General features: G+C 71.6%; 17 protein-coding genes and 1 pseudogene. 7 read left to right on the plus strand and 11 right to left on the minus strand.

The window, feature by feature from the left end; genetic code table 11:
- Nucleotide 1: 1 nt before the first annotated feature.
- From ACKUU6_RS29380 to ACKUU6_RS29420, 9 genes are all read right to left on the minus strand, one after another.
- A complete protein-coding gene (locus tag ACKUU6_RS29380; RefSeq protein WP_407991582.1) occupies nt 2–358 on the minus strand; it encodes a PadR family transcriptional regulator in 357 nt (118 codons plus the stop codon).
- A 189-nt stretch (nt 359–547) separates the two neighbouring features.
- Nucleotides 548–1,303, minus strand: coding sequence for a ZIP family metal transporter (locus tag ACKUU6_RS29385; protein ID WP_407991583.1), 756 nt, complete (start codon nt 1,301–1,303; stop codon nt 548–550).
- Between the two features lie 630 nt (nt 1,304–1,933).
- Nucleotides 1,934–6,676 (minus strand): DNA repair ATPase, encoded by a 4,743-nt coding sequence (locus ACKUU6_RS29390; RefSeq protein WP_407991584.1) that lies wholly within the window; start codon nt 6,674–6,676, stop codon nt 1,934–1,936.
- A 13-nt stretch (nt 6,677–6,689) separates the two neighbouring features.
- Nucleotides 6,690–8,699 (minus strand): flotillin family protein, encoded by a 2,010-nt coding sequence (locus ACKUU6_RS29395; RefSeq protein WP_407991585.1) that lies wholly within the window; start codon nt 8,697–8,699, stop codon nt 6,690–6,692.
- A gap of 30 nt (nt 8,700–8,729) precedes the next feature.
- Nucleotides 8,730–9,332 (minus strand): hypothetical protein, encoded by a 603-nt coding sequence (locus ACKUU6_RS29400; RefSeq protein ID WP_407991586.1) that lies wholly within the window; start codon nt 9,330–9,332, stop codon nt 8,730–8,732.
- Between the two features lie 148 nt (nt 9,333–9,480).
- Nucleotides 9,481–10,587, minus strand: coding sequence for a PucR family transcriptional regulator (locus ACKUU6_RS29405; protein ID WP_407991587.1), 1,107 nt, complete (start codon nt 10,585–10,587; stop codon nt 9,481–9,483).
- Between the two features lie 184 nt (nt 10,588–10,771).
- The gene (locus ACKUU6_RS29410; protein ID WP_407991588.1) at nt 10,772–12,070 is read right to left on the minus strand and encodes an SLC13 family permease; all 1,299 of its coding nucleotides are present in this window, start codon (nt 12,068–12,070) and stop codon (nt 10,772–10,774) included.
- Entirely contained in the window at nt 12,067–12,537 is a 471-nt protein-coding gene (locus ACKUU6_RS29415; RefSeq protein WP_407991589.1) for a CBS domain-containing protein, read from the minus strand. The genes ACKUU6_RS29410 and ACKUU6_RS29415 overlap by 4 nt, the downstream gene beginning before the upstream one ends.
- Before the next feature lie 699 nt (nt 12,538–13,236).
- On the minus strand, nt 13,237–13,800 hold the full coding sequence (locus tag ACKUU6_RS29420) for a GNAT family N-acetyltransferase (protein ID WP_407991590.1): 564 nt from the start codon (nt 13,798–13,800) through the stop codon (nt 13,237–13,239).
- Nucleotides 13,801–14,309: 509 nt separating this feature from the next.
- On the opposite strand from ACKUU6_RS29420, the gene ACKUU6_RS29425 reads away from it, so the two are divergent.
- From ACKUU6_RS29425 to ACKUU6_RS29450, 6 genes are all read left to right on the plus strand, one after another.
- A complete protein-coding gene (locus tag ACKUU6_RS29425; protein WP_407991591.1) occupies nt 14,310–15,467 on the plus strand; it encodes a LacI family DNA-binding transcriptional regulator in 1,158 nt (385 codons plus the stop codon).
- On the plus strand, nt 15,460–16,461 hold the full coding sequence (locus tag ACKUU6_RS29430; RefSeq protein WP_407991592.1) for a ribokinase: 1,002 nt from the start codon (nt 15,460–15,462) through the stop codon (nt 16,459–16,461). Before ACKUU6_RS29425 ends, ACKUU6_RS29430 begins: the two co-directional genes overlap by 8 nt.
- Nucleotides 16,451–16,852: a D-ribose pyranase gene (rbsD, locus tag ACKUU6_RS29435; protein WP_407991593.1), complete on the plus strand. Its 402-nt coding sequence runs from the start codon at nt 16,451–16,453 to the stop codon at nt 16,850–16,852. Before ACKUU6_RS29430 ends, rbsD begins: the two co-directional genes overlap by 11 nt.
- A gap of 89 nt (nt 16,853–16,941) precedes the next feature.
- Nucleotides 16,942–17,913 carry a sugar ABC transporter substrate-binding protein gene (locus ACKUU6_RS29440; protein WP_407991594.1) on the plus strand — a complete coding sequence of 324 codons (972 nt, stop codon included), beginning with the start codon at nt 16,942–16,944 and terminating at the stop codon, nt 17,911–17,913.
- A 108-nt stretch (nt 17,914–18,021) separates the two neighbouring features.
- The gene (locus tag ACKUU6_RS29445) at nt 18,022–19,680 is read left to right on the plus strand and encodes a sugar ABC transporter ATP-binding protein (RefSeq protein ID WP_407991595.1); all 1,659 of its coding nucleotides are present in this window, start codon (nt 18,022–18,024) and stop codon (nt 19,678–19,680) included.
- Entirely contained in the window at nt 19,677–20,690 is a 1,014-nt protein-coding gene (locus tag ACKUU6_RS29450) for an ABC transporter permease (protein WP_407991596.1), read from the plus strand. The genes ACKUU6_RS29445 and ACKUU6_RS29450 overlap by 4 nt, the downstream gene beginning before the upstream one ends.
- Nucleotides 20,691–20,878: 188 nt before the next feature.
- Here ACKUU6_RS29450 and ACKUU6_RS29455 read toward each other — a convergent pair whose 3' ends face one another.
- Nucleotides 20,879–21,379 (minus strand): Dps family protein, encoded by a 501-nt coding sequence (locus ACKUU6_RS29455; protein WP_407991597.1) that lies wholly within the window; start codon nt 21,377–21,379, stop codon nt 20,879–20,881.
- A gap of 266 nt (nt 21,380–21,645) precedes the next feature.
- Between ACKUU6_RS29455 and ACKUU6_RS29460 the strand changes: the two are divergent.
- A pseudogene (locus ACKUU6_RS29460) lies at nt 21,646–21,861 on the plus strand (sigma 54 modulation/S30EA ribosomal C-terminal domain-containing protein); the annotation flags it as partial.
- 118 nt (nt 21,862–21,979) lie between these two features.
- Here the strand turns inward: ACKUU6_RS29460 and ACKUU6_RS29465 are convergent.
- On the minus strand, nt 21,980–22,861 hold the full coding sequence (locus ACKUU6_RS29465) for a universal stress protein (RefSeq protein WP_407991598.1): 882 nt from the start codon (nt 22,859–22,861) through the stop codon (nt 21,980–21,982).
- Between the last annotated feature and the right edge of the window lie 11 nt (nt 22,862–22,872).

Here is a 22,872-nt window from a genome sequence, read left to right on the forward strand (position 1 = left end):
GTCAGGAACCCTTCTGCGGTGCGGTGGGCAGGGGGCGGGCGAGGACGGCGTCGACACTGGCGACGTGCCGGGCCCAGCCGGTGGTACCGGCGGCCAGGGCCAGGTGCCCGGCGTCGGTCAGCCGGTAGTACTTGCGTGCGGGACCGCTGGAGGAGGCGACGAGCCTGGTGGTCAGCCGCCCTTCGCGCTCGAGCCGCGCGAGGGCGGGGTACACGGTGCCCTCCAGAACGTCAATGAAACCGGCGGCCTGCAGGCGCTGGGCCACCTCGTACCCGTAGGACTCCTGTTCGGCCAGGAGGTGCAGCAGCAGGAGCGACAGGACGCCTTTGAGCAGTTGAGGGTCATGGCTGGGGGTCACAGACCCAGACTGTCCCTGGTACTAGATGATGTCAAGTACCGGTGACTGTCAGGGACTGCCACGGAGATCAGCGCTGCTGGAGAAGGGTGCGGATGCGCAGGGCGGAGACGGTCGTCGAAAGAGGCCCGGGTGGTGCGGCGTCGCGGGAGCGCTGACAAGCCGCCGTTCCTCGCAGACGGCAGGGGTGGGTCAGGCGTGGGAGAGGGCGAAGGACAGCAGGAAGCCGCAGACGACGATCAGGCCGATCGCGAGGTGGGCGTTCTCGAAGGCTTCGGGGATCATCGTGTCGGCGATCATCGTGAGGATGGCGCCGGCCGCCACGGCCGTCACCCCCGCCACCAGGGCCGTCGACGTGCCGCCGAGCAGCGCGTAGCCCAGGACCGCCGACACCGCGCTGACCACGGTGATCGTGCCCCAGACCGTGAACACGTAGCGGCTGCTGCGGCCTGCGGCGCGCATGCCCGCAGCGCTGGAGAGACCCTCCGGGATGTTGCTCAGGAACACCGCCACCACCGTCACCGCGCTGACCGCACCGCCCTGGAGAAGGCCCACGCCGATGACCGCGGACTCCGGCACGCCGTCCAGCAGGGCACCCAGCGCCAACGCCGTGCCCGAGCCCTGCTGCTCGCTCTCGGACGGCTGCGACCGGCCGTGTCCCGAACGCTTGCGGTGCCTGGCCCCCCGCCGGGCGAGCACCACGTTGCCGACCGTGTACGCCAGAGCCCCTCCCAGCGCCCCGACCGCGGCCGGCGCCAGTCCTGCCTCGTCGTAGGCCTCTCCGAGCAACTCGAAGGACACCGCCGACAGCAGGACCCCGGCGCCGAAGGCCATCACCGACGCGACCACCCACTGCGGCACCTTCACCCCGTACCCGACCGCCGCGCCGATCAGGAGTGCCGATCCCGCCACCAGACCCCAGAGCCCTGCCTCCACCACACCAGTCATGAACGGGCGACTACCCCCGCCGTCCCCACCCCACGCACGGCAGCGTGCAGTCCTTCGCGAGGCTCGGGGCTGCAGGGAGGGAGGTACTGCGCCAGCACCGGTCCGCTGCGGTTCGTCAGGCCCGGGGATCCGCAGGTGCAGCGGTTGACGGTCCTGGCGCCGGCCTCGGAGGTCGCGGCGAGGCGCGACTATGAGGTCGACATCGACGCCGCGACGATGCCCCCGGGGCTCGACGGGCTGAAGGCCAAGCGTGATGGTCAGCGCGGACTTCCCGGCTTCGCTGCCCTGGCGGACCGGGAGATGCTGCACGTACGTCGGCGCCGGGACGGCGATCACGACGACCCGACGGTCTACCTGATGGAAGTCGGCCCGGACGGCCGCAGACCGTGGCAGGTGGAACTGACGGAAGAGGGGACGGTTCTCAGGAGCGGTCCGGACGACTGGCCGTTCAATCCTCCGGTGGTGGACCTCTTCGACCCCGATCTGGTGGAGTGGGAGATCTCCGCTGCGGAGTTCGAGGCTGCCGGGCTCAGCGCGCGTCACCTGGACGCCGAGCCCTACCAGGACAGCGCCACCTTTCGCGCCGACAGTTCCTTCACGGGTGGCGGGCGCTGTAGTGCGGGCAGGACGTCACGAGGCATGTCTGCCGCCGGCCTTGATCGCGGCCCAGCGGTCGGCCTGGGTGGGGGAGAGGGTGCCGCGGAGTTCGGCCAGTTTGAGGAGCTGTGCTTCGGCCTCGGCGCCGAGGGACTGGGCTTCGGCGCGGTAGTGGTCTTCGATGAGCGCGTCGAGCTCGCGGTCGTCCATGACGGGCACGATCCGTTCGGCGAGCTTGGCCATGTCGCGGTAGGACCCCTGGAGGCGGAACGGCGGTTCGGTGCGGCTGTGGTCGCTCTGGGCGGCCGAGGCGATGTAGGCGCGGTTGACCGTGAGGACGGTGTCGCGGACGTACTGGAGCTTCGCCAGCACGGCGGTCATCCGGTCGAGGTCGGCGGGCGGGTACGGGTGCGAGAGCGGCTCGTCGGCCGGCTCGCCCGAGGCGCGGCGCAGCAGGACCTCGAGGTCGGCACGGTCACGGCCGGCGAGGGGGGCGATGTGGGCGTTGGCGGTGAGGCAGTTCTCGATGAAGCTGAGCTCGAAGAGGTCCTCGCGGCCTGCCAGGACGTCGCCGAGGTTCCAGACGTCGGCGCGGTTGGCGAGCATGTCGGGGATGCGGAAGTGGTGGCCGGACTCGGTGTAGGGGTTGGCGGCCATGACGACGGCGAAGCGCTTGCCGCGCAGGTCGTACCCGCGGGCCTGGCCGTCCTGGATGCCGTCGATGCGGCGTTGGGCGTCGCACAGCGGGATGAAGCGCTGGAGCAGTTCGGCTGAGGCGTGCTGGATGTCGTCCAGGTAGAGCAGCACGTTGTTGCCCGCGTGGAGGGCGAAGTTGAGCTTCTCGATCTCCTGGCGGGCGGTGGCGTCGGGTGCGTCGGCGGGGTCGAGGGAGGTGGTCCGGTGCCCGAGGGCGGGGCCGTTGACCTTGACGAGGAGCAGGCCGAGCCGGGCGGCGACGTACTCGACGAGGGTGGTCTTGCCGTAGCCGGGCGGGGAGATGAGGAGCATCAGCCCACTGCGGTCGGCGTGCGCGGCGTCGCCTGTGGCACCGAGTTGCTTGGCGAGGTTGTCACCGATCAGCGGGAGGTAGACCTCGTCGATGAGGCGGTTGCGGACGAAACCGCTCAGTGGGGCCGGGCGGTACTGATGCAGGTGCAGGCGGCGGCGTTCGGTGTCCAGCAGGGTGGTGCGCAGGCGCTGGTAGGCGCGGAATCCAGGGACCTGGTGGGTGGTGAAGTCCGCCGTGCGGCTGAGGAGTTCGGCCAGGCGGACGATGAGAGTGCCGTTGCGCAGGCGGGGGTGGTCGCCGAGTAGGCCGGTCAGGGTCGTCCGGAGCGTGCCGGTGGCGGGGAAGCGGGGAAGGTCCGGGCACAGCACCGCGGTGGTGGCCTCCGCGAGGTCCCCTCCGTCGAGGGCCTCGCCGGTGGAGACGGCGAACGACTCCAGCCAGGCGTAGGCGAGTTGGTGGCGCACCGCGAGGTCGGCGGGGGTGTCCGGAAGCGCCTTCAACGCGTCGGTGAGGCCGGGCGCGTCCTCGGTGGCGTGGAACTTTTCCAGCAGCGTGGTGGTGGGGGCCGCGATGGCGAAACCGTGCGGGTGGTGGGCGAGTTCCTCGGCGAGGTACGAGCCGCCGCGTGGCGGGGCCGCAAGGCCGAGCCGGTCGGTGAACTCGGCTATCCGGTAGTCGAGTTCGTCCGTGAGGGCCTCGAAGGCGGGGATCGGGCCGTAGGCGCTGCGGGCCAGCGCGAGTGAACGGGCGCGGGTCGTCCAGGCGCTCCGGGTCGTCTCGTCGGTCCCGTGGGCCCAGAAGAGCTGGGCGGCGGCGCGGGCGGCGGCCGGGTGGCGCAACGGTCCGGCGTCGGCGTGCAGGTGGAGCAGAGCGTCCAGGATGGTGGTGGCGTCGTGGTCGTGGACGCCGCGCTGGTACCCCTCGTCGGGACGCGCTTCAACTTCCCGGCGGACGAGTTCCAGCAGCCTTCCCGTGCTCTGCGCCTCGTTCAGGGCCTCCAGGCCGAGCGGTTGGGACTGGAGGACCAGGCTCGCGGCGAGGTACTCGGCCCGGTACATGTCCGGGGTTTCGGAGGGGAGGTGCTGGTCCCAGTAGCGGCGGGTGGCGTCGAAGTCGGGGCGGGTGACGGGTGAGCGGTAGTCGGTGCCGGTGAGGGCGAAGGTGGGACGGCCCTGCCAGGGGACGAGGGTGAGTTCGGGCCGCTGGGTGGTGACGGCGAAGTGGTGGCGGCCCAGCCGCAGGGTGGTTCCGCCGTCGGTGTACAGATCGCCGCGGTCGCGCAGGGCGTGGTGGGCTTCCTCGCGGGCTGCGCGCAGGTGCCCAGTGACTTCCTCGGCGCGGGCGGTTTCCCCCAAGTCGGCCAGCTGCTCAGCGAGGTGGCGGATCTTGGCGGCCATCGGGTCGGCGGCGAGTGCGGCGTCCACCTCGCCGGGCCCGCTGAGGGTGGCGAGGCGGCGGCGCAGGGCGTCGAGGACGCGGGTGGCGGAGTCGGCGAGGCGGTCGGCGCGGCGGGCCCGCTCGTCCAGGAGGGTCTGTTTGCGGGTGGTGAGCGTGTCGTCTATCTCGGTGCGGCGATCGGTGAGCTGCTCGGTCAGCGCCGGGTCCGCGTCGGCGAAGCGGGTTTCGAGCTGTTCGATGCGCAGTTGCAGGCGCCCGAGCTGGTCGTCGCAGGCCTGGGGGGTGTCGGCGGCGGCCAGGGCGGCGGTGGTCGCCTGGGCGAGGAGAGCGGTCTCGGCAGCGAACTCGGCCGTGGCTTCGCGGGTGCGCAGCTCGCGGCGGCGGACGGCGAGAGTGGCGGTGGCGCGGTTGGTCTCGGCGAGTACGGCGGCGAGGCGCTCCAGGATGCCGGTTCGCAGGGTCGGGTCGGTGAGGTCGAGGGTCGTGACCAGGTCGCCGACGGTGGCGAGGGCTTCGGCGAGGTGCTCGGTCTGCTCGCCGAGGGGAGCGGCTTCGGCGGCGGTGGTGATGGTCCGGGCGGCGGAGGTGAGGGTGGTGGCCTGCCGGAGGTGGTCGGCGAAGGCGTCGGGCTCGGCGAGGAAGGTGGCGGCGCGTCGGGCGGCCTCGGTGAGGCCGTCCAGGAGGTCCGCTGCGAGCCGGTCGATGCGGGCGGTGTCGGCCCGGCGCAGTTCGCGCAGGGACTCCACCTGGCCCTGGGCGTGGCGGAGTTCGCCGAGTCTGGTGACCCAGGCGGTTGCGGAGGTGAGGTTCTCGCCGCGGGTGAGGCGCAGCAGAGCGGCGCTCCGCTCGGCGGCCTGGTCGACGGCTTGCGCGGCGTGCGCGGTGACTTGGGTGACGCTCTCGTGCTCGGCGAGGACCTGGCGGGCCGTGTCGCGGATCGTCCGGAGGGGCTGGTGCAGGTCGCCGAGGCCGGGCTCGGCAAGCCAGTGGTGGCGGTCGGCGGTTCGCGAGCAGGCGGCCAGAACGGCTGTGTAGCCGTGCGTGGTGTCGATGGGGGCGGTGGCGAGCCGGGCGAGGGCGAGGCAGTCGGCGAGGCCGGTGACCAGGTCGGCGTTCCCGATCCGCGCCAGCGGGCCGTCGCCCGCCGGTTGCGCGGCGGCGTGGCGCTCGCTGACGTACGGGGTCTGCCACAGCTGCACGGTGTGGAGCCGGCCGGGCCCGTCCTCGGAGGTGCGCAGGGCGGCGAGCGTGCCGTCGTCGAGCAGGGCGTAGCCCTGGCAGGCCAGGGGGACCGATGCTTCCTGGCGGACGGTGTTGTAGGGCAGGAGCAGTGTGCGACCGGTGGCTTCGTCGCGGAACGCGTACAGGACGTCCTCGCCGTTGGGCGCGAGAACCGTGCGCTCGTAGCCGAGCGCGTCGGTGGGCTGGTCGAAGGTCCGCACCGTGCCGTCGGTGAGGTGGTAGCCGCCGGGGAACGCCAGACCCTGGTCACCCGGCAGATGCAGGCAGGCCTGGCCCACGGCGTCGATCCTGCTGATCCGCCCCGAGGGCAGGTGACAGACCAGGTGCCGGACGGTCTCCTCCTGGTACGGGCGGATGCGGACGACCAGCAGGGTGTCCAGGCGGGCGTGGGCGATCTCGGCATCGGCCAGGGTTTGCAGCGATTCGTCCAGCGGCTCCCGGTGCAGAACCCGTCCGGCGGGGGTGCTGAGGGTCAGCGTGCCGCCACCGGTGGCGAGCAGCAGCTCGCCGCCGAGCGAGAGCTGCGGAGTCGGGCCCGGTACGTGGTCGTCGCGGGTCGCCCCGGCCCAGTGCAGCTGCTGCCCGTCAGGGCGGACGTGGTCACGCTCGCCGCGTGCGTCCAGGTACCGGGGCGTACCGTCGGGGCTCAGCTGCCAGCGCAGGACACGCAGGTCCCCGGCGGCCGGACCGGTGCGGAAGACCGCCAGCAGCCTGCCGTCGGTCAGTCGCAGCTGCTCGATGCGGGCTTCGCGGTAGTAGCGGTGGAGTTCGGCGAAGTCCTGCTGGAGGCGCGGGTCGTCCAGCAGCCCGGGGACGGCGTCGGGGCCGGCGGGGGCGAGGTCCTTCTCGTGAAGGGTCAGGACGTCGCCGACCGCCAGCGGACCACCCACGCTCAGGGGTGGTCGGTGGCCGAGGAGGAGGAAGCCTCCCACCGCGACCAGGTCCTGCGGTGTGCAGGGGCCCGCCGTTCGCAGCCGGCCGCTGCTCCCCAGGCGGAGCTCGCTGGCCCCGAACACCTCCAGGCGCCGGGTGTTCAGCGCCCGGGCCCGTTCGGTCAGCTCGTCCGCGGCTGCGGACAGCCGCGCGCGCAGCACCTCGTACGTTCCGGTGTCGACGACCTGGTCCACCGCTCGTTCCCGCCTACTTCTTCGTTCCGTCGAGGGCCGCGAGTGGCGCCTCGGCCAGGCCCAGGTTCTTCGCCACGTCGAGCAACTGCCGGTACTGGCCGGCCTGCTCGTCGCCGGAGCCGATGAGTCGCATCAGCAGGGCCGAGATGGTGAGGTTCTGCACGTCGGCGGTGGAGACTGCGGACAGCACCCGGGTGAGGTCCTCGGTGAAGCTCGCGCTGCCGTCCAGCCAGGGCCCGGCCAGGGTGCGGGCGGTGTCGGAGTGGGCGACGAAGGCGTCGACGGCCTTGCCCGCGGTGACGGACTGCACCAGGCGGTCGAAGAAGACGGTGTCGCCGCCGACGATGTCGATGTTCGCCTTCTCCAAGCCGGTGGCCACCAGGGCAGCCTGGGCTTCGGCTATCCGTACCTGGGTCTCCAGGCCGGCCAGCCGGACGTCCTTCTCCATGGCCAGGCGCAGCCGGTACTCCTCGTGCCCGCGGCTCGCCTCGTCCAGCTTCGCCATCGCGGCGGCCTTGTCGGTCAGGCCCTCGGCCTCCGCCTTGAGCTTCGCCCCGATCTCGAGCGCGGCGGACTGCGCCTTCTCCGCGAGGACGACGGCCTCGGCCCGGCCGACCCGCTCGATCGCCGTGGCCTCGCGCTCGCGGACCTGGACCTGCGCCAGGCCCGCGGCGGCGGCCTCCGCCTGGATGCCCTCGGCGAGGCGGATCTTCGCCGTCGCGTCCAACTCGGCGGCCCGCTGCCGCGCTTCGGCCAGCACCAGCGACTCGCGGGCCTTGTGGCCGGCCGACTGCTCGGCCGCCTCGGCCGCCTTGATGTCCTTGACCAGCTTCTCCTGAGCCTCGGCCTCGGCCCCGATGACCACGGAGCTGCGCAGCCGCTCGGCCTCCTCGACCGTGCGCAGGGTCTTGATGCTCTCCTCCTGCTCGGCAACGGTGCGGTCCACCGCGATGCGTTCACGGATCACGTCGGCGATCTCGCGCTTCTGCTGCTCGACCTCCTTGTTCTTGGCGATCTGAGCGAGCTCGGTCTCCCGCTCGCGGCCGATGACCTCCAACAGGCGGTCCTTCTCGATGCGTTCGGTCTCGATCGCGATGACCCGCTCGCGGTTCTTCTGCGCGACGGCCACCTCACGGGCCTGGTTCTCGCGCTGGACGCCGAGGTGCTCCTCGGTCCTCAGGAACGCGCTCTGGGCACTGAGACGCTCCTCCTCCTGGACCCGGGCGATCACCGCCTCCTCGGTGGCGCGCAGCGTCTCGATCTCGCGACGCTGGCGGATCTCCGCGTCCACCTGCCGGCGTTCCAGCTCCAGGACCGTCTCCCGGGCGTCCACGTTCTGCCGGGTGATCTCCTTCTCCTCCGTGCGCTGGAACTCGTTGGTGCGCACGTGCTCGATCGCCGTCAGTTCAGTGATCTTGCGAATGCCCTGGGCGTCCAGGATGTTGCTGGCGTCCAGCTGGGACATCGGCGTCTGTTCGAGGTGGTCGATCGCCGCGTCCTCCAGGCTGTAGCCGTTCAGGTCGGTGCCGATGACCTGGACGATCTGGTCGCGGAACTCGTGCCGCTTGGTGTAGAGGTCGGTGAAGTCGAGCTGCTTGCCGACGGTCTTCAGCGCCTCCGAGAACTTCGCGGCGAACAGGTCCTGCAGCGTCGCCTGGTCGCTGGCCCGAGCGGTGCCGATCGCCTGGGCGACCTTGATGACGTCCTCGGTGGTCTTGTTGACCCGGACGAAGAACGAGATCTGGATGTCGGCGCGGATGTTGTCCCGGCAGATCAGCCCGTCCCGGCCGGTGCGGCCGATCATGATGGTCTTCACGGAGATGTCCATCACCTCGGCCTTGTGCAGCACCGGCAGCACGATCGCCCCGGTGAAGGTGACGTCCACCTTCTTGGTCTTGGAGATGATCAGCGCCTTGCCCTGCTCCACCTTCCGGAACAGCCGACTGGTGAGCAGGAGCAGCGCGAGCGCGATGAGCAGGGCCACGGCTACGACTACGCCGAGGCCCACGGCGATGGTGTCCATCACGGGTCCTTTGAGAGAAGTGCGAAAGGTTCAGAAACCGAGCAGGGCCGGATCGAACGGGGCCACCAGGAAGTGCTCGGCATCGTGGTCGTAGCCGTAGACCAGAGCGGTCCGACCGATCGTCAGCTGGGGTTCCTCGGTCAGCGACCGGACCTGGACGAGCGCCGACGAGCCGTCCTCCGCGGTCACCTCGGCCTGTCCGAAGTGCGCGTCCACCCGGCCGGTGCGGATCACGCACAGCCGGCCGACGAAGTCCCGCCGCGAGACGGCCCGCTGCGGCGGGAAGAGCCGGGCGAGCGGCCGCAGCAGCATCCGGGTACCGCCCCAGGAGCAGAGCAGTGCGGCGGCCAGCACCCCGGTCCGCGCTGCCGTGCCCGAGGTCATGGCGGACCCGGCCAGGGTCACGAACCAGGCAATGGCGATCAGCAGCGATCCCGCCACCGTGACCGGCACCCCGCCGAGGCCGAAGCCGGTCAGGGTGCCCCCGTGGGTGCCGACGCCGTCTCCCCCGTGGAGGACGTCGACACCCATGCCACCGAGCAGTACCAACCCCCAGTACCCGATGACCACCACCAGCGCGAAGCCGAACAGAGCCGCCGGATAGCCCAGCGCGGCTTCGACGAACCCGTGCACCCTGCTCCGCCCCCGATCCCCTCGCGCTGCCCGCCGTGACGTCGGCGCACAGCGATGGTGACAGTCGGAGCACCCGGTGCACATTGCCAGGATCCGGCAATCTTGACGCATCCTTGACGGCCGGGAACGCGCACCTGCGGTCGGGGTGTCAGAGCTGCCGCGCGGGCCATCCCAGCAGCCGGGCGCCCATCGCGGCCGTCTCCAGGGTGTAGCGGTGCAACGCGTCCGACAGGTCGTACCCGGTCAGCGCCTTGATCCGCTCCAGCCGGTAGCCGAGGGTCCGCACGCTGATGCCCAGCCGACGGGCCGCCTCCGCGTTCACGTACCCCGCCTCGGCCTGCACGGTGACGGTGTCCAGCAGCGGCTGCGCCCCACCGCGTGCTCCGGTCAGCGGCCCCAGCACGGTGCGCACCAGGTCGGCCATCGCCGCCCGGTCACGCATCAGCACCGGGAACACGAGCAGTTCCTCCGCCCTGAGCAGGGTGGCCGGCAGAGCGAGTCGGTCAGCGAAGTCCAGGGCTCCCAGGGCCTCTTCGTAGCTGCGCACCACCCCGCTCGCACCCGAGTGCCGCCGCCCGCTGGCGACCCGGCGGGCCGAGCGGTAGCCGGCGCCCGGACGGAGCGTCAACTGGGCGAAGGCGTCCAGCACCGCCCGCTCACTGTCCGGGGCGATGCACACCAGCCGGCCGTCCTTGGTCGCCAGCAGCACGTCCCGCTGCCCGAACCGCCCCACCAACTCCCGCTCCACCCGGCGCACCACCGGGTGCACGTCGTCGTACGGTTCCTCGCCCAGAGCCACCGCCACCGCATGGGTCCGGCCCAGCCGAAGACCGAACCGTTCCGCCCGTTCGGCCAGCAGGCCCAGATCGCTGCGTCCGAACAGCAGGTCGTCAATGAACTCCCGGCGCGCCGCCTCCTCTTGGCGGACCATCAGCTGCTGTGCCCGCTCATGCCCTTCGCCGAGAGCGGCCAGCGCGCTGTCCATGGCCGCGAGTACGGCGTCGCTGGTAGCGCGCAGTTCGGTGACGGTGGCGGCTTCGGCTATACCCGGAAGGGCCTGCCACGCCTTCCGGGTGGCACCCAGGCAGTGCGCCACCAACTCCCGCAGGCCGTAGCCGTCTTCGGCTCCCTGCTCACCCAGTGCACGCAGGCTCTCCAGCTCCCGACGGCGCAGGTACCTGCCCGTCCGCGACACCTCGGCGAGCACCCCGAGGTACTGGTGACCCAGCTGCGCCAGCGGGCCCGGCGCGTTCACCGTTCACCCGCTCGGCGGCCGAAGACTGTGGAGCGGGCGGTGCCGACCGTGGGGTGGGGCGTCATGGTGCCTCCGGGCGTGAGAAGAGAAGGGCCTCCCGATCGCCGACCAGACTTCCCGGCACACCGCCCGCGACCTTACACCGTGACCGTGCTCGGCCGATCTCGAACCGGGTGATGGCCGGTCAGGCGAAGGCGAAGTAGCGGAGCCAGAGGTAGAGGGCGGAGATGGCGATGGTGACGGCGGTGACGGGGAGGCCGTAGCGGGTGAAGGTCCAGAAGGTGATGGGCTGCCGGTTGCGTTCGGCGATGCCGAGGACGACGACGTTGGCGGAGGCGCCGATGGCGGTGGCGTTGCCGCCGAGGTCGGCGCCCAGGGCGAGGGCCCACCAGAGCACCACGCCGTGTGGTTCGCCAACCGTGTGGACGAGGTCGGAGGTGATGGGTGCCATGGTCGCGACGTAGGGGATGTTGTCGACGATCGCCGAAAGGACGGAGGAGGCGCCGAGCAGGGCCATCACGGAGCCGAGGGCGTTGCCGCCGGTCGCGTGGGCGAGGGCCTGGGAGACGGTGGCGATGACGCCGGTCTCGATGAGGGCGCCAACCATGACGAACAGTCCGGCGAAGAAGGCCAGGGTGGGCCATTCGACCTCGGCGAGGACGTCCTTGACCTCGACCTTGGAGACGGCCACCAGCAGTCCGGCGCCGAGCAGGGCGACCACGGAGGGGGCGTAGTGCACGACGGGATGGAGGACGAAGCCGGCGATCACCAGGGCCAGGACCGCCAGCCCCTGGGTGAGGAGGCGGGGGTCGTGGACGGCTTCGCGTTCGCTGAGGGACATCACCTCCTGAGCCCGGTCCTCGTCGTGGACGAAGAAGCCGCGGAACAGGAGGCGGCAGATCAGCACGAGGGCGGCGGTCAGCACGACCGCGAGCGGGGCGAGGTGGACCAGGAAGTCGTTGAAGGTCAGGCCGGCCCGGCTGGCGATGATGATGTTCGGCGGGTCGCCGACCAGGGTGGCGGTTCCGCCGATGTTGGAGGCCAGGACTTCGGCGATCAGGAACGGCGCGGCTTTGAGACGGAGCCGGTCGCAGATCAGCAGGGTGACGGGGGCGACGAGGAGCACGGTGGTGACGTTGTCGAGCAGCGCGGAGGCGAGGGCGGTGATGACGACGAGCATGGCCATCACCCGGAAGGGCCTGGCCTTCGCGCGTTTGACCGCCCAGATGGCCAGGTACTCGAACACACCGGTGCGGCGCAGTACTCCGACGATCATCATCATGCCCATGAGTAGGAAGATGACGTTCCAGTCGATGCCGGAGTCGGTGGAGAAGAACGCCGACTCGTCGTCGGTGGCGCGGAGGGCGAGCATGAGGGCGGCGCCGCCGAGGGCGGCGGCGACCCGGTGGACCCATTCGGTGATGATCAGGACGTAGGCGCCGGCGAAGACGGCGAGCGCGGCCCAGGCCTGCCAGTTGTTCACGGGTTCCCCAGGAGTCGGTGGAGCAGGTGGGAGGCGGTGATGACGCCCAGCAGTTCGCCGGCGGCCTTCGGGTGGCCGACGGGGCGTTCGACGACGGCGACCAGGGGGCTGCGGGTGCGGGCCATCAGCGCGGCGATCTCGATGGCGGTGTCGTCGGCGTCGGCGACCGCCGGGGCCGGGGCGTCCTTGGGCAGACACTGGCGGACCGTCAGGCCGGCCAGGGCGGCGCAGAGGCGGTCGGCGTGGGCCTCGTCGATGACGGCGGCCAGCGTCGGGTCCTCCAGTACGTAGCCGGGCACCAGCAGGCGGACCAGCTGGGAGGCGGGCAGCAGCGCGTGCGGCATGCCGGGACCGTCGACCACCAGGACACCCGGCAGCCGATTCTCGGCCAGCAGCCGGGCCGCCTCCAGCGCCTGGTCGTCCAGGCCCACGGTCGGATAGGGCTCGGCGAGGTCACGTGCGCGCATCGGAGGACTCCTCGGTCTTGGTCAGGTCGGTCGGTCTGCGTACGGGCGGGACAGCGGCATTCTGTGACGTCAGGTCAGGGCCCGGCGTCAGCGCCACACCGGCCTGGAACGTCGGCAGCCCGTACACGACGATCCGGGAACGGATCCGCGAGATCGGCAGCGAGGGAACCACACCGAACGGGTCACCAGGCTCGGCAGGAGGACCGCAGCAGGCAGCGCGGCCCCGTACACGGCAACAAGGACCACGGGAGCCGTCCTCGGATCGGCGGAGAAACAAGAGAGTTGTCCCTTGTTTGCCGACCAGGCTTCCCGGCACACCGAGACTGACTTTATCCGACCTTTACCCTTCCCTGACAGACCTTCGGACGCATTCGCCTTTCGGGCGGACAGCGGGTCTTCCGGCGTCAGGCACGCGCGGGGAGGTCACCGGCCGGCGATCACGGGCCCCTGTCCAAGGAGCGGGCGGTGTGTGCCTCGGTCGACGCGCAGGTCCTTGTAGGTATAGCGGGACAGGGGACGCTTGGGTCAACTCGCCCAGATGACCAGGGATGGAGACACCTTCGGCCACCGCTGGAGGACAACGCCGTTCTATCGGGACTCCGCTCCCCATGCGGGCGTCCACCAGAACCAGCTGCGTGGTCATGGCCGACCGGACGGCCAAGTGCTCAGTTCATCGGCTTGTCCGGCCGAGCCCTGTTGTCAGGTCGGATCAACCTTCCACTCTCGGGCGAGGATCGCGTAGACGTACTCGCTTCCCCAGCGCTCGTCGTCGAGATCGTTCTCGACCAGGTGCGCCTCCCGGCGCATGGCGAGCCGCTCGCAGACCCGCACCGACCCGGTGTTGAGCACGTCGAGGCGGGCGAAGAGCCGGTGAGCACCCAGCTCGGCAAAGGCCAGCGCGGCGATCGCACGCGCGGCCTCGGTGGCGTAACCCCGACCGCCGTACACCGGGTTGAAGATCCAGCCGATCTCTACCTGGCGCGCCCGCGCGCTCGCGAGCTTGAGGACGACCTCACCGACGACCTTCGCCTCTCCGACCGGACAGACGGCGACCACCAGGTCGTCACCGTCCTTGGCCCACGCCGTGCCGGCCGCACGCCGCGTCAGGCTCTGTGCGCACTGTTCACGCGTGAGCGGCGGCCGGTAGAGGTAGCGAGCGACTTCGGGGAGGCCCTGATACGCGTACAGGTCATCAAGGTCGCCCGGCGTGAACGGGCGCAACAGGAGCCGTTCAGTACTGAACGGCAGCAAAGGCGTGGTCATCGATCTGGTGTTCCCTCCCCGAGAGTTGCCCGTGAGCCTAACTGATCCGAATTTCATGGCCTTGCCCCAATGGGTGATGTTCCGTCAAGACGTTCCATCGCGCTGGTGTTAAGCCGTATTTGTCGTGAATCGGCCGATAGGTCGGCTGTCCCAGGATCGTCAACTCCCGATCCAGGACTGGCGACTGCCCGCTGTCCGTCACCGGTGGGCCGGTCGGCACATACGGGTCGAACCCGTACCGGCTCAGCGTGTCGGTCCCGGCGGCCACCAAGCCGCACAATCCCTGGTCACGACCTCCTCCGGGTTCCCCGCCGAACCTGCGGCGGTCCGGCAGGCCGCCCTCGTGACCCACGAGCTCGGCCCCAGATAGACGCCCGATAACGGTTCCGACCGGCCTCTTGCAGTTGCGCCGGTTGCTTCTCATACTTCCGGAGCCCGCAGTCAACACGAGTTGCCAACTCGTGTTGAGGGGGCATTTTCCCTCATGACCGCGCTCCGGGAGCTTCACCATGGCAACACGGCAGGACGTGGCACTACTCGCGGGCACCTCGCCCTCGGTCGTCAGCTACGTGCTCAACAACGGGCCCAGGACTGTCGCCCCAGCGACCCGGGAACGGGTCCTGGCCGCCGTGCGGGAGCTGGACTACCGGCCCAACGCGGTGGCCCGCTCGCTGCGCCTGAGCCACACCATGACGCTGGGACTGGTCGTCCCGGACGCGGCCAACCCGTTCTTCGCGGAGCTGGCCCGGGCGCTGGAGGATCACGCGTGGGCGGCCGGCTACACCCTGCTGGTCGGCAACACGGTGGACGACCCGGGCCGTGAGGCCGGATACATCCGGACCTTCCTGGACCGTCAGGTCGACGGTCTGGTGCTGATCCCCGCTCAGGGGGATCAGCCCTGGCGGACCGAGCTGGCCCGCAGCGGCGTCCCGAGCCTGGTCTTCGACCGGGCCCTGGACGGAGCCGGCATCTCGCAGGTGCTGGTCGACAACACGCGCGGCGCCCAGGAGGCCACCGAACACCTGCTGGGGCACGGCCGTCGCAGGGTCGGCTGCATCGCCGGCCCGCTCGGCATCCACCCCACCGTCGACCGGGTCGTCGGCTGGCGGCGGGCGCTGGAGCAGGCCGGACTCAAGGCGGGCTCCGGGTCGGTCGGCCGAACGGGCTGGGAGTCCTGCCCGGATGCCGCACCGCTGCTGCACGGCTCCTTCGGCCTGCTGGACGGCTACCGCTCCGGCCGGGCGCTGCTCTCCCGGGACCGCTCGGTGGACGCCCTGTTCGTCACCTCCGACGAGCAGGCGGCCGGCGTCCTGCGAGCCGCCACCGAACTCGGCATCCGGGTGCCCGAGGACCTGGCGCTGGTCTCCTTCGACGGCATCGCGGGCGGCGCGTACACCACCCCGGCCCTGTCCACCATGCGCCAGCCGGTCGAGGAGCTCGGCCGGACCGCGATCGCCCGGCTGCTCGACCGGATGAAGACCCCGGACCTGCCGATCACCCGGGACGTCCTGCCGGTGACCCTGCTGGCCCGAGGGTCCTGCGGCTGCCCGGACCCGGTGGGCGGGGAAGACCCCGACCGTCCGACGGCCGCCGGGAGCGCAGCCACCCCGGCCGGCCCGGGCCCCACCCCTGACCAAGAGAACCACGGAGCACAGAGCAATGACTGAACGACTGGTTGTCGTCGGCAGCCTCAACATGGACCTGTCCATCACGGTCCCCCGGCTGCCCGGACCAGGCGAGACGGTGCAGGGGGCCGACGTGGTCCGAGGCGCCGGCGGCAAGGGAGCCAACCAGGCGGTCGCCGCCGCCCGCCTCGGGGCCACGGTCCGGATGGTCGGACTGCTCGGTGACGACGCGTTCGGCACCGAACTGCGCAGCTGCCTCGCAGGGGAGGGCGTCGACGACCGGGCGGTCGCCGACCTGCCCGGCGCGGCCTCCGGACTGGCCATGATCGTGGTCCAGCAGGACGGCGAGAACACCATCACCCTCTCGCCCGGCGCCAACCGTCATCTCGACGTCCCCGCGCTGGAGTCGCTGACGGACGGTCCGCTCGCCGGTCCGGCCGACACGGTGCTGTTCCAGTTGGAGGTGCCGCTGCCGACCGTCATGGCCGCCGCCCGCGCCGCCCGCACCGCCGGAGCACTGACGGTGCTGAACGCCGCGCCCCGGCCCGATCCGGGGCCGGTGCTCACCGAACTGCTGGGCCAGGTGGACGTGCTGGTGGTCAACGAGACCGAGGCCGCCGGACTGCTCGGCCTCGCCGCCGACGCGCTCCATGGCGAGCAGGACTGGACGGCCCACGCCGAACGGCTGCGCGAACTCGGCCCGGCCACTGTGGTGGTGACCCTCGGCGCGGCCGGCGCGGTCGCCGCCGGTCCGCAGGGGCGGCTCCGCCAGCCGGGCTTCCCGGTCGACGCCGTGGACACCGTCGGCGCGGGCGACGCGTTCTGCGCCCAGCTCTCGATCGCGCTGGGTGCGGGCCGCCCGCTCGCCGAGGCCGTTCGGCGGGCCTGCGCGGCCGGCGCGCTCGCCGCCACCCGGACCGGCGCACAGCACTCGCTGCCCACCCGGGCCGAGGTGGACGCCCTGCTGGCGCGGGCAGCCGACCCGGCCGACGCCGCAGCCTCCGGGGCTGGAACCGAGGTGCGGCATGCGCACTGACGGCCTCTGGCACCCCCGCCTGCTCCAGCTGATCAGCTCGCTCGGCCACGGCGACCTGCTGGTGGTCGCCGACCCGGGACTCCCGGTACCGCCGGGCGTGGAGAGCATCGACCTGGTCTGGCGGCGCGGCGACCCGCCGTTCCTCCAGGTGTTGGAGGCGGTCCTCGACGAACTCGTGGTCGAGCACGCCGACCTCGCCGAGGAGCTGACCGACCCGGCCCTGCTGGCCGGTCTCGACAGTCGGTTCGAGCAGCACGGCCTCACCGACCAGGTCGGCCGTCTCCCGCACGAGCGCCTCAAGGAGCTCACCCGCTCCGCCCGCGCCGTGGTCCGGACCGGCGAGGCCACCCCGTACGCCAACGTCGTCCTCCGGGCCGGCGTCCCGTTCTGACGAAGCGTCACCCGCAGCGCGACCTTCCCCCCACCGCGCCTGCCGCACCTTCGTGTCATCCCACCCCCACCCCGAAAGGCCGCACCCTCATGAACGTCAAGCTCGCCCTGACCGCCTGCACCGCTCTCGTCCTCGCCGCCGGCCTCACCGCCTGCGGACAGGAGGGCGACAACTCCCAGTCGACGGGCACGGCCGCGAAGGGCGGCAAGCCCACGGTCTGCCTGGTGATGAAGTCGCTCGGCAACGAGTACTTCCAGACCATGAAGAAGGGGGCTGAGGAGCACGCCGGACAGCGCGGAGACCTGACCCTGAACGCGACCGGCATCCAGAACGAGACCGACATCGACGGCCAGGTTGCCGCCATCAACAAGTGCATCACCGACAAGGCCGCCGCCCTGGTGCTCGCTCCCGCCGACTCCCGCGCGCTGATCGCCCCGCTGCAGCGAGCCTCCAAGGCCGGGATGAAGCTGGTCAACATCGACGTCAAGCTGGACGACGCCGCGCTCAAGGCCGCCGGACTCGACGTCCCCTTCGTCGGCCCGGACAACGCCGCCGGCGCCCAGAAGTCCGGTGACGTACTGGCCAAGGCGCTCGGCACCGGCGGCAAGGTGGTCATCCTCGAAGGCGTCTCCGGTGCGGCCAACGCCCAGCAGCGCAAGGCCGGTTTCGACGCCGCCGCCACGGCCGGCGGGCTCCAGGTGCTCGACTCCAAGTCCGCGAACTGGGAGACCGACCAGGCCTACACCGTCACCACCAACCTGATCACCGCCCACCCCGACCTCCAGGGCGTGATGGCCTCCAACGACAACATGGCGCTGGGCGCCATCAAGGCCATCGCGGCGGCCAAGAAGCAGGGGCAGATCAAGGTCACCGCCTTCGACAACGTCGACGCCATCCACCCCTACGTCCAGGACGGCACCGTGGTGGCGACCGTGGACCAGTACGCCGCCAAGCAGGCCGGTGACGGCATCGACGTGGCGATGAAGGAGATCGCCGGCGAGCAGGTGAGCGCCTGGGTGAAGACCGACATCAAGGTGATCACCAAGGCCGAGCTCGGCTGACCCGGCCCCGGACCGGCGCGGGCCCGCGCTCCCCACGGGCCCGCGCCCCAATCCGAACCCTCGATCCGCATCCGACCCGCGCCCCAAGCCGGAAGGCGAGCCCACCCCATGAACACACCCGACACCAGCCCTCCGGCCCCGGTGCTCACTGCCGGCGGTATCAGCAAGCACTTCCCCGGTGTCCAGGCCCTCGACGACGTCCGGCTCGAACTGCTCCCCGGCGAGGTGCACGCCCTGCTCGGTGAGAACGGCGCAGGCAAGTCGACCCTGGTCCGGATCCTGGCCGGCATCCAGCAGCCGGACGGTGGCGGCATGACCCTCGGCGGCGAGCTCTACCGGCCCGCCGACACGGCCGCCGCGATCCGGGCCGGCGTCCAGGTGGTGCACCAGGAGCTCAACCTGCTGCCGAACCTCACCGTCGCCGAGAACCTCTTCCTGCAGAACTTCCCGCGGCGGTTCGGCCTGGTCGACCGCCGGGAACTGAACCGTCGCGCCGCCGAACTGCTCGCCGAGGTCGGCCTGGACGTCAGCCCTCGGACGAAGGTCGAGCGGCTCGGCATCGCCCAGATGCAGCTGCTGGAGATCGCGCGGACGCTCTGGCAGGACTGCCGGGTCCTGGTGATGGACGAACCCACCGCCACCCTGACCCCCCGGGAGACCGAGCGGCTGTTCACCCTGCTGCGTCGGATCACCGCACGCGGCACCGCCGTGCTCTACATCTCGCACCACCTGGAGGAGGTGTTCGAGATCGGCGACCGGATGACGGTCTTCCGCAACGGGAAGTACGTCACCACCCGCGACCTCGCCGACACCGACACCGCCGAGGTGATCCGGCTGATGGTGGGGCGGGACCTCCAGCACGAGTACCCGCCGTACCTGCCCGGTGAGCCCGGTCCCGAGCTGCTCCGGGCCGAGGGGCTCCAGCCGCAGGACGGACAACCCGTCAGTTTCGCGCTCCGGGCCGGCGAGGTGGTCGGCGTGGCCGGGCTGGTCGGCTCCGGCCGGACCGAGACGGTCCGGGCGCTGTTCGGCGCGGACCGGGCCGTCGGCGGAAAGGTCCTGGTCAAGGGCGTACCGGCGCAGATCCGAACCCCCAGGGACGCGGTCCGGCACGGCATCAGCCTGCTCACCGAGGACCGCAAGAGCCAGGGGCTGGTGCTCGACATGCCGCTGGCCGCCAACGTCACCCTGACCGCGACCCACAAGGTCTCCCGGGGCGGCCTGCTCCGGCGGGCGGAGGAACACCGGCTGGCCCAGCACGCGGTGGACAGCCTCGCCGTCCGCACCCCCGGCGTCCGGCACCCCGTACGCACGCTCTCCGGCGGCAACCAGCAGAAGGTCGTGCTCGGCCGCTGGCTGCTGGCCGACACCGACGTCCTGATGGTGGACGAGCCGACCCGGGGCATCGACGTCGGCGCCCGCTACGAGATCCACCAGCAGCTGGTGGATCTGGCCCGGGCCGGAAAGGCCGTGCTGGTCGTCTCCTCCGACCTGCCCGAGCTGATGGGCATCTGCGACCGGATCCTGGTCTTCTCCCGGGGCCGGATCGCCGGCGAGGTGCCCCGCGAGGAGTTCGACAGCTCGCACATCCTGACCCTGGCCTACTCCGGCTACGTGTCCGCCCCCGCCACCGCGCCGCCCTCCGGCCCGGCTCCCGCACCTGACGCGTCCCCCGCCGACGCGTCCGCAGCTGCCCGTCCGACAGCCGAGGTATCCGCCACCCCCACGCCTGCCGAGGCCACTTCAACGAACGGTGACATCCGATGACCACCTCTGCCGCCCTCACCCGCAAGCCCCGCTCCGCGGCACTGCTCGCCCGCCAGGTCATGGGGGAGGCGGGGATCGGGATCGCCCTGCTCGCCCTGCTGGCCGTCTTCACCGTCGCCGCACCGAAGTTCGCCACCTCGGACAACCTGACCAACATCGCCACCGAGATCACCCTCAACACCATGCTCGCGGTCGGCATGACCTTCGTCATCCTGGTCGGCGGCATCGACCTGTCGGTCGGCTCGGTGATGGCTCTGTCGGCGGTGGTGGCCGGCCCGCTGCTGACCGCGCAGGGTCTCTCCACCCCGGTCGCGATCCTGCTCGCGGTAGTGGTCTCGGCTCTGGTCGGGATGGGCTGCGGACTGGTCAACGGCTTCGTCTCGGAGCGCTGGCGGGTGCCGTCGTTCATCATCACGCTGGGCATGCTCAACGTGGCGCGCGGCGCCGCCCTCCAGTACACCGACGCCAAGACCGTGTACGACTTCCCGGCCGCGTTCAGCCGCTTCGGCACCTCCACCGTGCTCGGCATCCCGACCCTGTTCTGGATCGCACTGGCGATGGTCGTGGTGGGTCACCTGGTCCTGACCCGCACCGTGTTCGGCCGCCTGGTCTTCGCGATCGGCAGCAACGAGGAGGCGGTCCGGCTCTCCGGCCACCGCACCTCGATCGTCAAGGTCGCCGTCTTCGTGATCAGTGGCCTCACCGTCGGCATCGCCGCCATCACCTACATGGCCCGGCTCAACATCGCCAGCCCGATCCTGGGCAGCGGCTACGAGCTCAGCGCCATCGCGGCGGTGGTGATCGGCGGGGCCTCGCTCTCCGGCGGCAAGGGCTCGATGATCGGCACCCTGCTCGGCGCCTGCCTGCTCGGCGTGCTCACCAACGGCCTGCTGCTGATGGGCGTCTCCGACTTCCAGCGCCAGATGATCACCGGACTGGTCATCATGATCGCCGTGGTGGTGGACTACTACCGGGGTCGGCTGGCGGCCCGCCTGCCTGTCGAAGCCTGATCCGCCGATGGCCGGAGCCCGGGCCGGACGCATACGGGACCGGCCCGCCGTCCTGGGCGGGCGGACAGCCGGCGCGACCAAGGTGAAGGTCAGCCTCCGTCGGCGTAGTGGGCCTGCGGCGCTCTCCGCAGGTGGGGGCCAGGCGCTGGGTGCCTGGCCCCCTGCCGGGTGCGGTCGCCCGGCGCGGGTCAGCGACCGGCGGCGTCCATCATCCAGGCGTGCTGCTCCAGGGTGCTGATGACCGCGTGGAGAAGATCGGCCGTGGTCGGGTCCTCCGCGTCAACCTCGTCGTGCAGGCTGCGCACGGTGTCGACGACGGCGTACAGGCGACCGGTGATCAGGTGGACGATGGCTGAGGTCGGCTGCTCCCCTTCGGGGAAAGCGGGCAGCGTCGTGGTGGTCGCGACGGTGTCCGAGCGGCCGTCGGGTACGGCGCCCAGGGCGCGCATCCGCTCGGCGACGGTGTCGCCGGCCTCGCGGGCGGCGTCGACGATCTCATCGAGGTGCAGGTGCAGGTCCCGAAAGCCCGGGCCGACCAGGTTCCAGTGCGCCTGCTTCCCCTGGAGGTGCAGTTCGACGAGGTCGGCCAGGATCGCCTGCAGCGCCGCGGCGAGCGTAGGCGAGGCGGTGAAACGCGCGGTGGCAGCCGCGTCCACGCATCTGTCGTCGGGAGACACCGTGATGGTCATGTTCCGTCCTTGAAGTCGGACCGTGTGACGGCTGGTCAACAGCAGTTCCGTACAAGCGCCGTGGTCGGCTCCGCCGCAGGCGGTGGGGTGCCGGTGGGGCGGGCGTTGATGACGACGCCCGCCCCACCGGCCCGTGTCGCTACTTGGTCAGTTCCGCGGCGACGGCCAGCCCCATGGCGAGCTGACCCGTCGAATTCGGGTGTGCCGCCACGGTGTTCTGAGCAGGGGCCAGCGACTCGATCCACCGCGTGTCCCGCGGTGCACACATGGGTTCGCCGACCGGGTCCGAGAGTTGGGACCGTCCGGACGGCCGTGAGCACCGCCCGCGCCGGCGGGTACGCCCGGCGGAGGAACGACACATCATGCGGCACGAGTCCTACAGCCTGCCCCGGCGGGCAGCATGGGCGGCGGTGTTCGAGATGGAGGCGATGGACAACGACTTCCACCTGTTCATCGAGGCGGGATCCGGCCGCGACAGCGTGGTCCACCGCGACGAGCGCACCTGCGGCCTCCGCCTGGCGCACGCCGGCCCGGCGCCGGCCGCACCTGAGCAGGGGCTGACCGTGAGCACCACCCCGGTCCCGGAACTCGCGTTCACGCTCAGTCGTGCGGCACGACGGCGACCGGCGCCTTCGCGTGGTGCAGGACGGCGTGGGCGACCGGCCCGAGGCGCATCCCCGCGCCGTGCGGGCGGCGACGCCGTCCGACCACCACGAGCGCGGCATCGGCGGAAAGGTCCACCAGGGTAGAGGAGCCGGTGCCGATCCGGCTGTCCTCGGCCAGGACCACGTCCGGGTACTTCTCGCGCCGAGTGGCCAACGCCTCCGTGAGCAGTTCGGCCTCGATCGCGCGGAACTGGTCCGCCTCGCCCAGCGGGGGAACCCAGCCGGCGTATCCCCAGGCCGGCGGCGGCGTCCAGCCGTGGACCGCACGCAGCACGGCTCCGAGCCTGGCGGCCTGCCGGAACGCGAAGTCGATGACGTCATCGGAGGGGGCGCGGGTGTCGACGCCGAGCACGACCTCCCGCCCGACGGGACCGCCCCGGCCCTCGGCTTCGTCGGTCCCGTCGGCCCGGACCAGCACCGTGGGCACCTCGCAGCGGGCGGCGACGCCGAGGCCCACCGAGCCGACCATCAGCCCCGCGAACCCGCCGAGGCCGCGCGATCCGAGGACCAGCAGCTCGGCCCCGGTCGCGGCCCCGACCAGCTCCTCGATCGGTTCGCCGCCACCGATCAGTTCGGTCCGCACCTCCAGGCCCGGGTGGGAGCGCCGGATCTCCTGCTCCGCGTCCGCGAGCATCCGCAGGGTGAGGCCGCGGACATCCGTCGGCTGGGCGGGGTCCGCGTGGATGTCGTCGAGCCAGGTCCGCGCGTGGACCAGCCGCAGGCCGTGCCCCCGGCGTGCTGCCTCGTCGGCGGCCCACCGGGCGGCCGCGGTGCTGCGCGGGGAACCGTCGACGCCGGCGAGCAGGTACTTGGTCATGGGAACCGTCC

It is taken from the genome of Kitasatospora sp. CMC57, assembly GCF_045866025.2.
In the GTDB taxonomy this organism is placed as follows: Bacteria; Actinomycetota; Actinomycetes; order Streptomycetales; family Streptomycetaceae; genus Kitasatospora.

What these genes read in the sequence shown, in the direction of transcription:
- ACKUU6_RS29395 (WP_407991585.1), bottom strand. Translation starts at nt 8,699, where the DNA reads ATGGACACCATCGCCGTGGGCCTCGGCGTAGTCGTAGCCGTGGCCCTG.
- ACKUU6_RS29440 (WP_407991594.1), top strand. Translation starts at nt 16,942, where the DNA reads ATGAACGTCAAGCTCGCCCTGACCGCCTGCACCGCTCTCGTCCTCGCC.
- ACKUU6_RS29450 (WP_407991596.1), top strand. Translation starts at nt 19,677, where the DNA reads ATGACCACCTCTGCCGCCCTCACCCGCAAGCCCCGCTCCGCGGCACTG.
- ACKUU6_RS29430 (WP_407991592.1), top strand. Translation starts at nt 15,460, where the DNA reads ATGACTGAACGACTGGTTGTCGTCGGCAGCCTCAACATGGACCTGTCC.
- ACKUU6_RS29455 (WP_407991597.1), bottom strand. Translation starts at nt 21,379, where the DNA reads ATGACCATCACGGTGTCTCCCGACGACAGATGCGTGGACGCGGCTGCC.
- ACKUU6_RS29415 (WP_407991589.1), bottom strand. Translation starts at nt 12,537, where the DNA reads ATGCGCGCACGTGACCTCGCCGAGCCCTATCCGACCGTGGGCCTGGAC.
- ACKUU6_RS29445 (WP_407991595.1), top strand. Translation starts at nt 18,022, where the DNA reads ATGAACACACCCGACACCAGCCCTCCGGCCCCGGTGCTCACTGCCGGC.
- ACKUU6_RS29425 (WP_407991591.1), top strand. Translation starts at nt 14,310, where the DNA reads ATGGCAACACGGCAGGACGTGGCACTACTCGCGGGCACCTCGCCCTCG.
- rbsD (WP_407991593.1), top strand. Translation starts at nt 16,451, where the DNA reads ATGCGCACTGACGGCCTCTGGCACCCCCGCCTGCTCCAGCTGATCAGC.
- ACKUU6_RS29420 (WP_407991590.1), bottom strand. Translation starts at nt 13,800, where the DNA reads ATGACCACGCCTTTGCTGCCGTTCAGTACTGAACGGCTCCTGTTGCGC.
- ACKUU6_RS29385 (WP_407991583.1), bottom strand. Translation starts at nt 1,303, where the DNA reads ATGACTGGTGTGGTGGAGGCAGGGCTCTGGGGTCTGGTGGCGGGATCG.
- ACKUU6_RS29465 (WP_407991598.1), bottom strand. Translation starts at nt 22,861, where the DNA reads ATGACCAAGTACCTGCTCGCCGGCGTCGACGGTTCCCCGCGCAGCACC.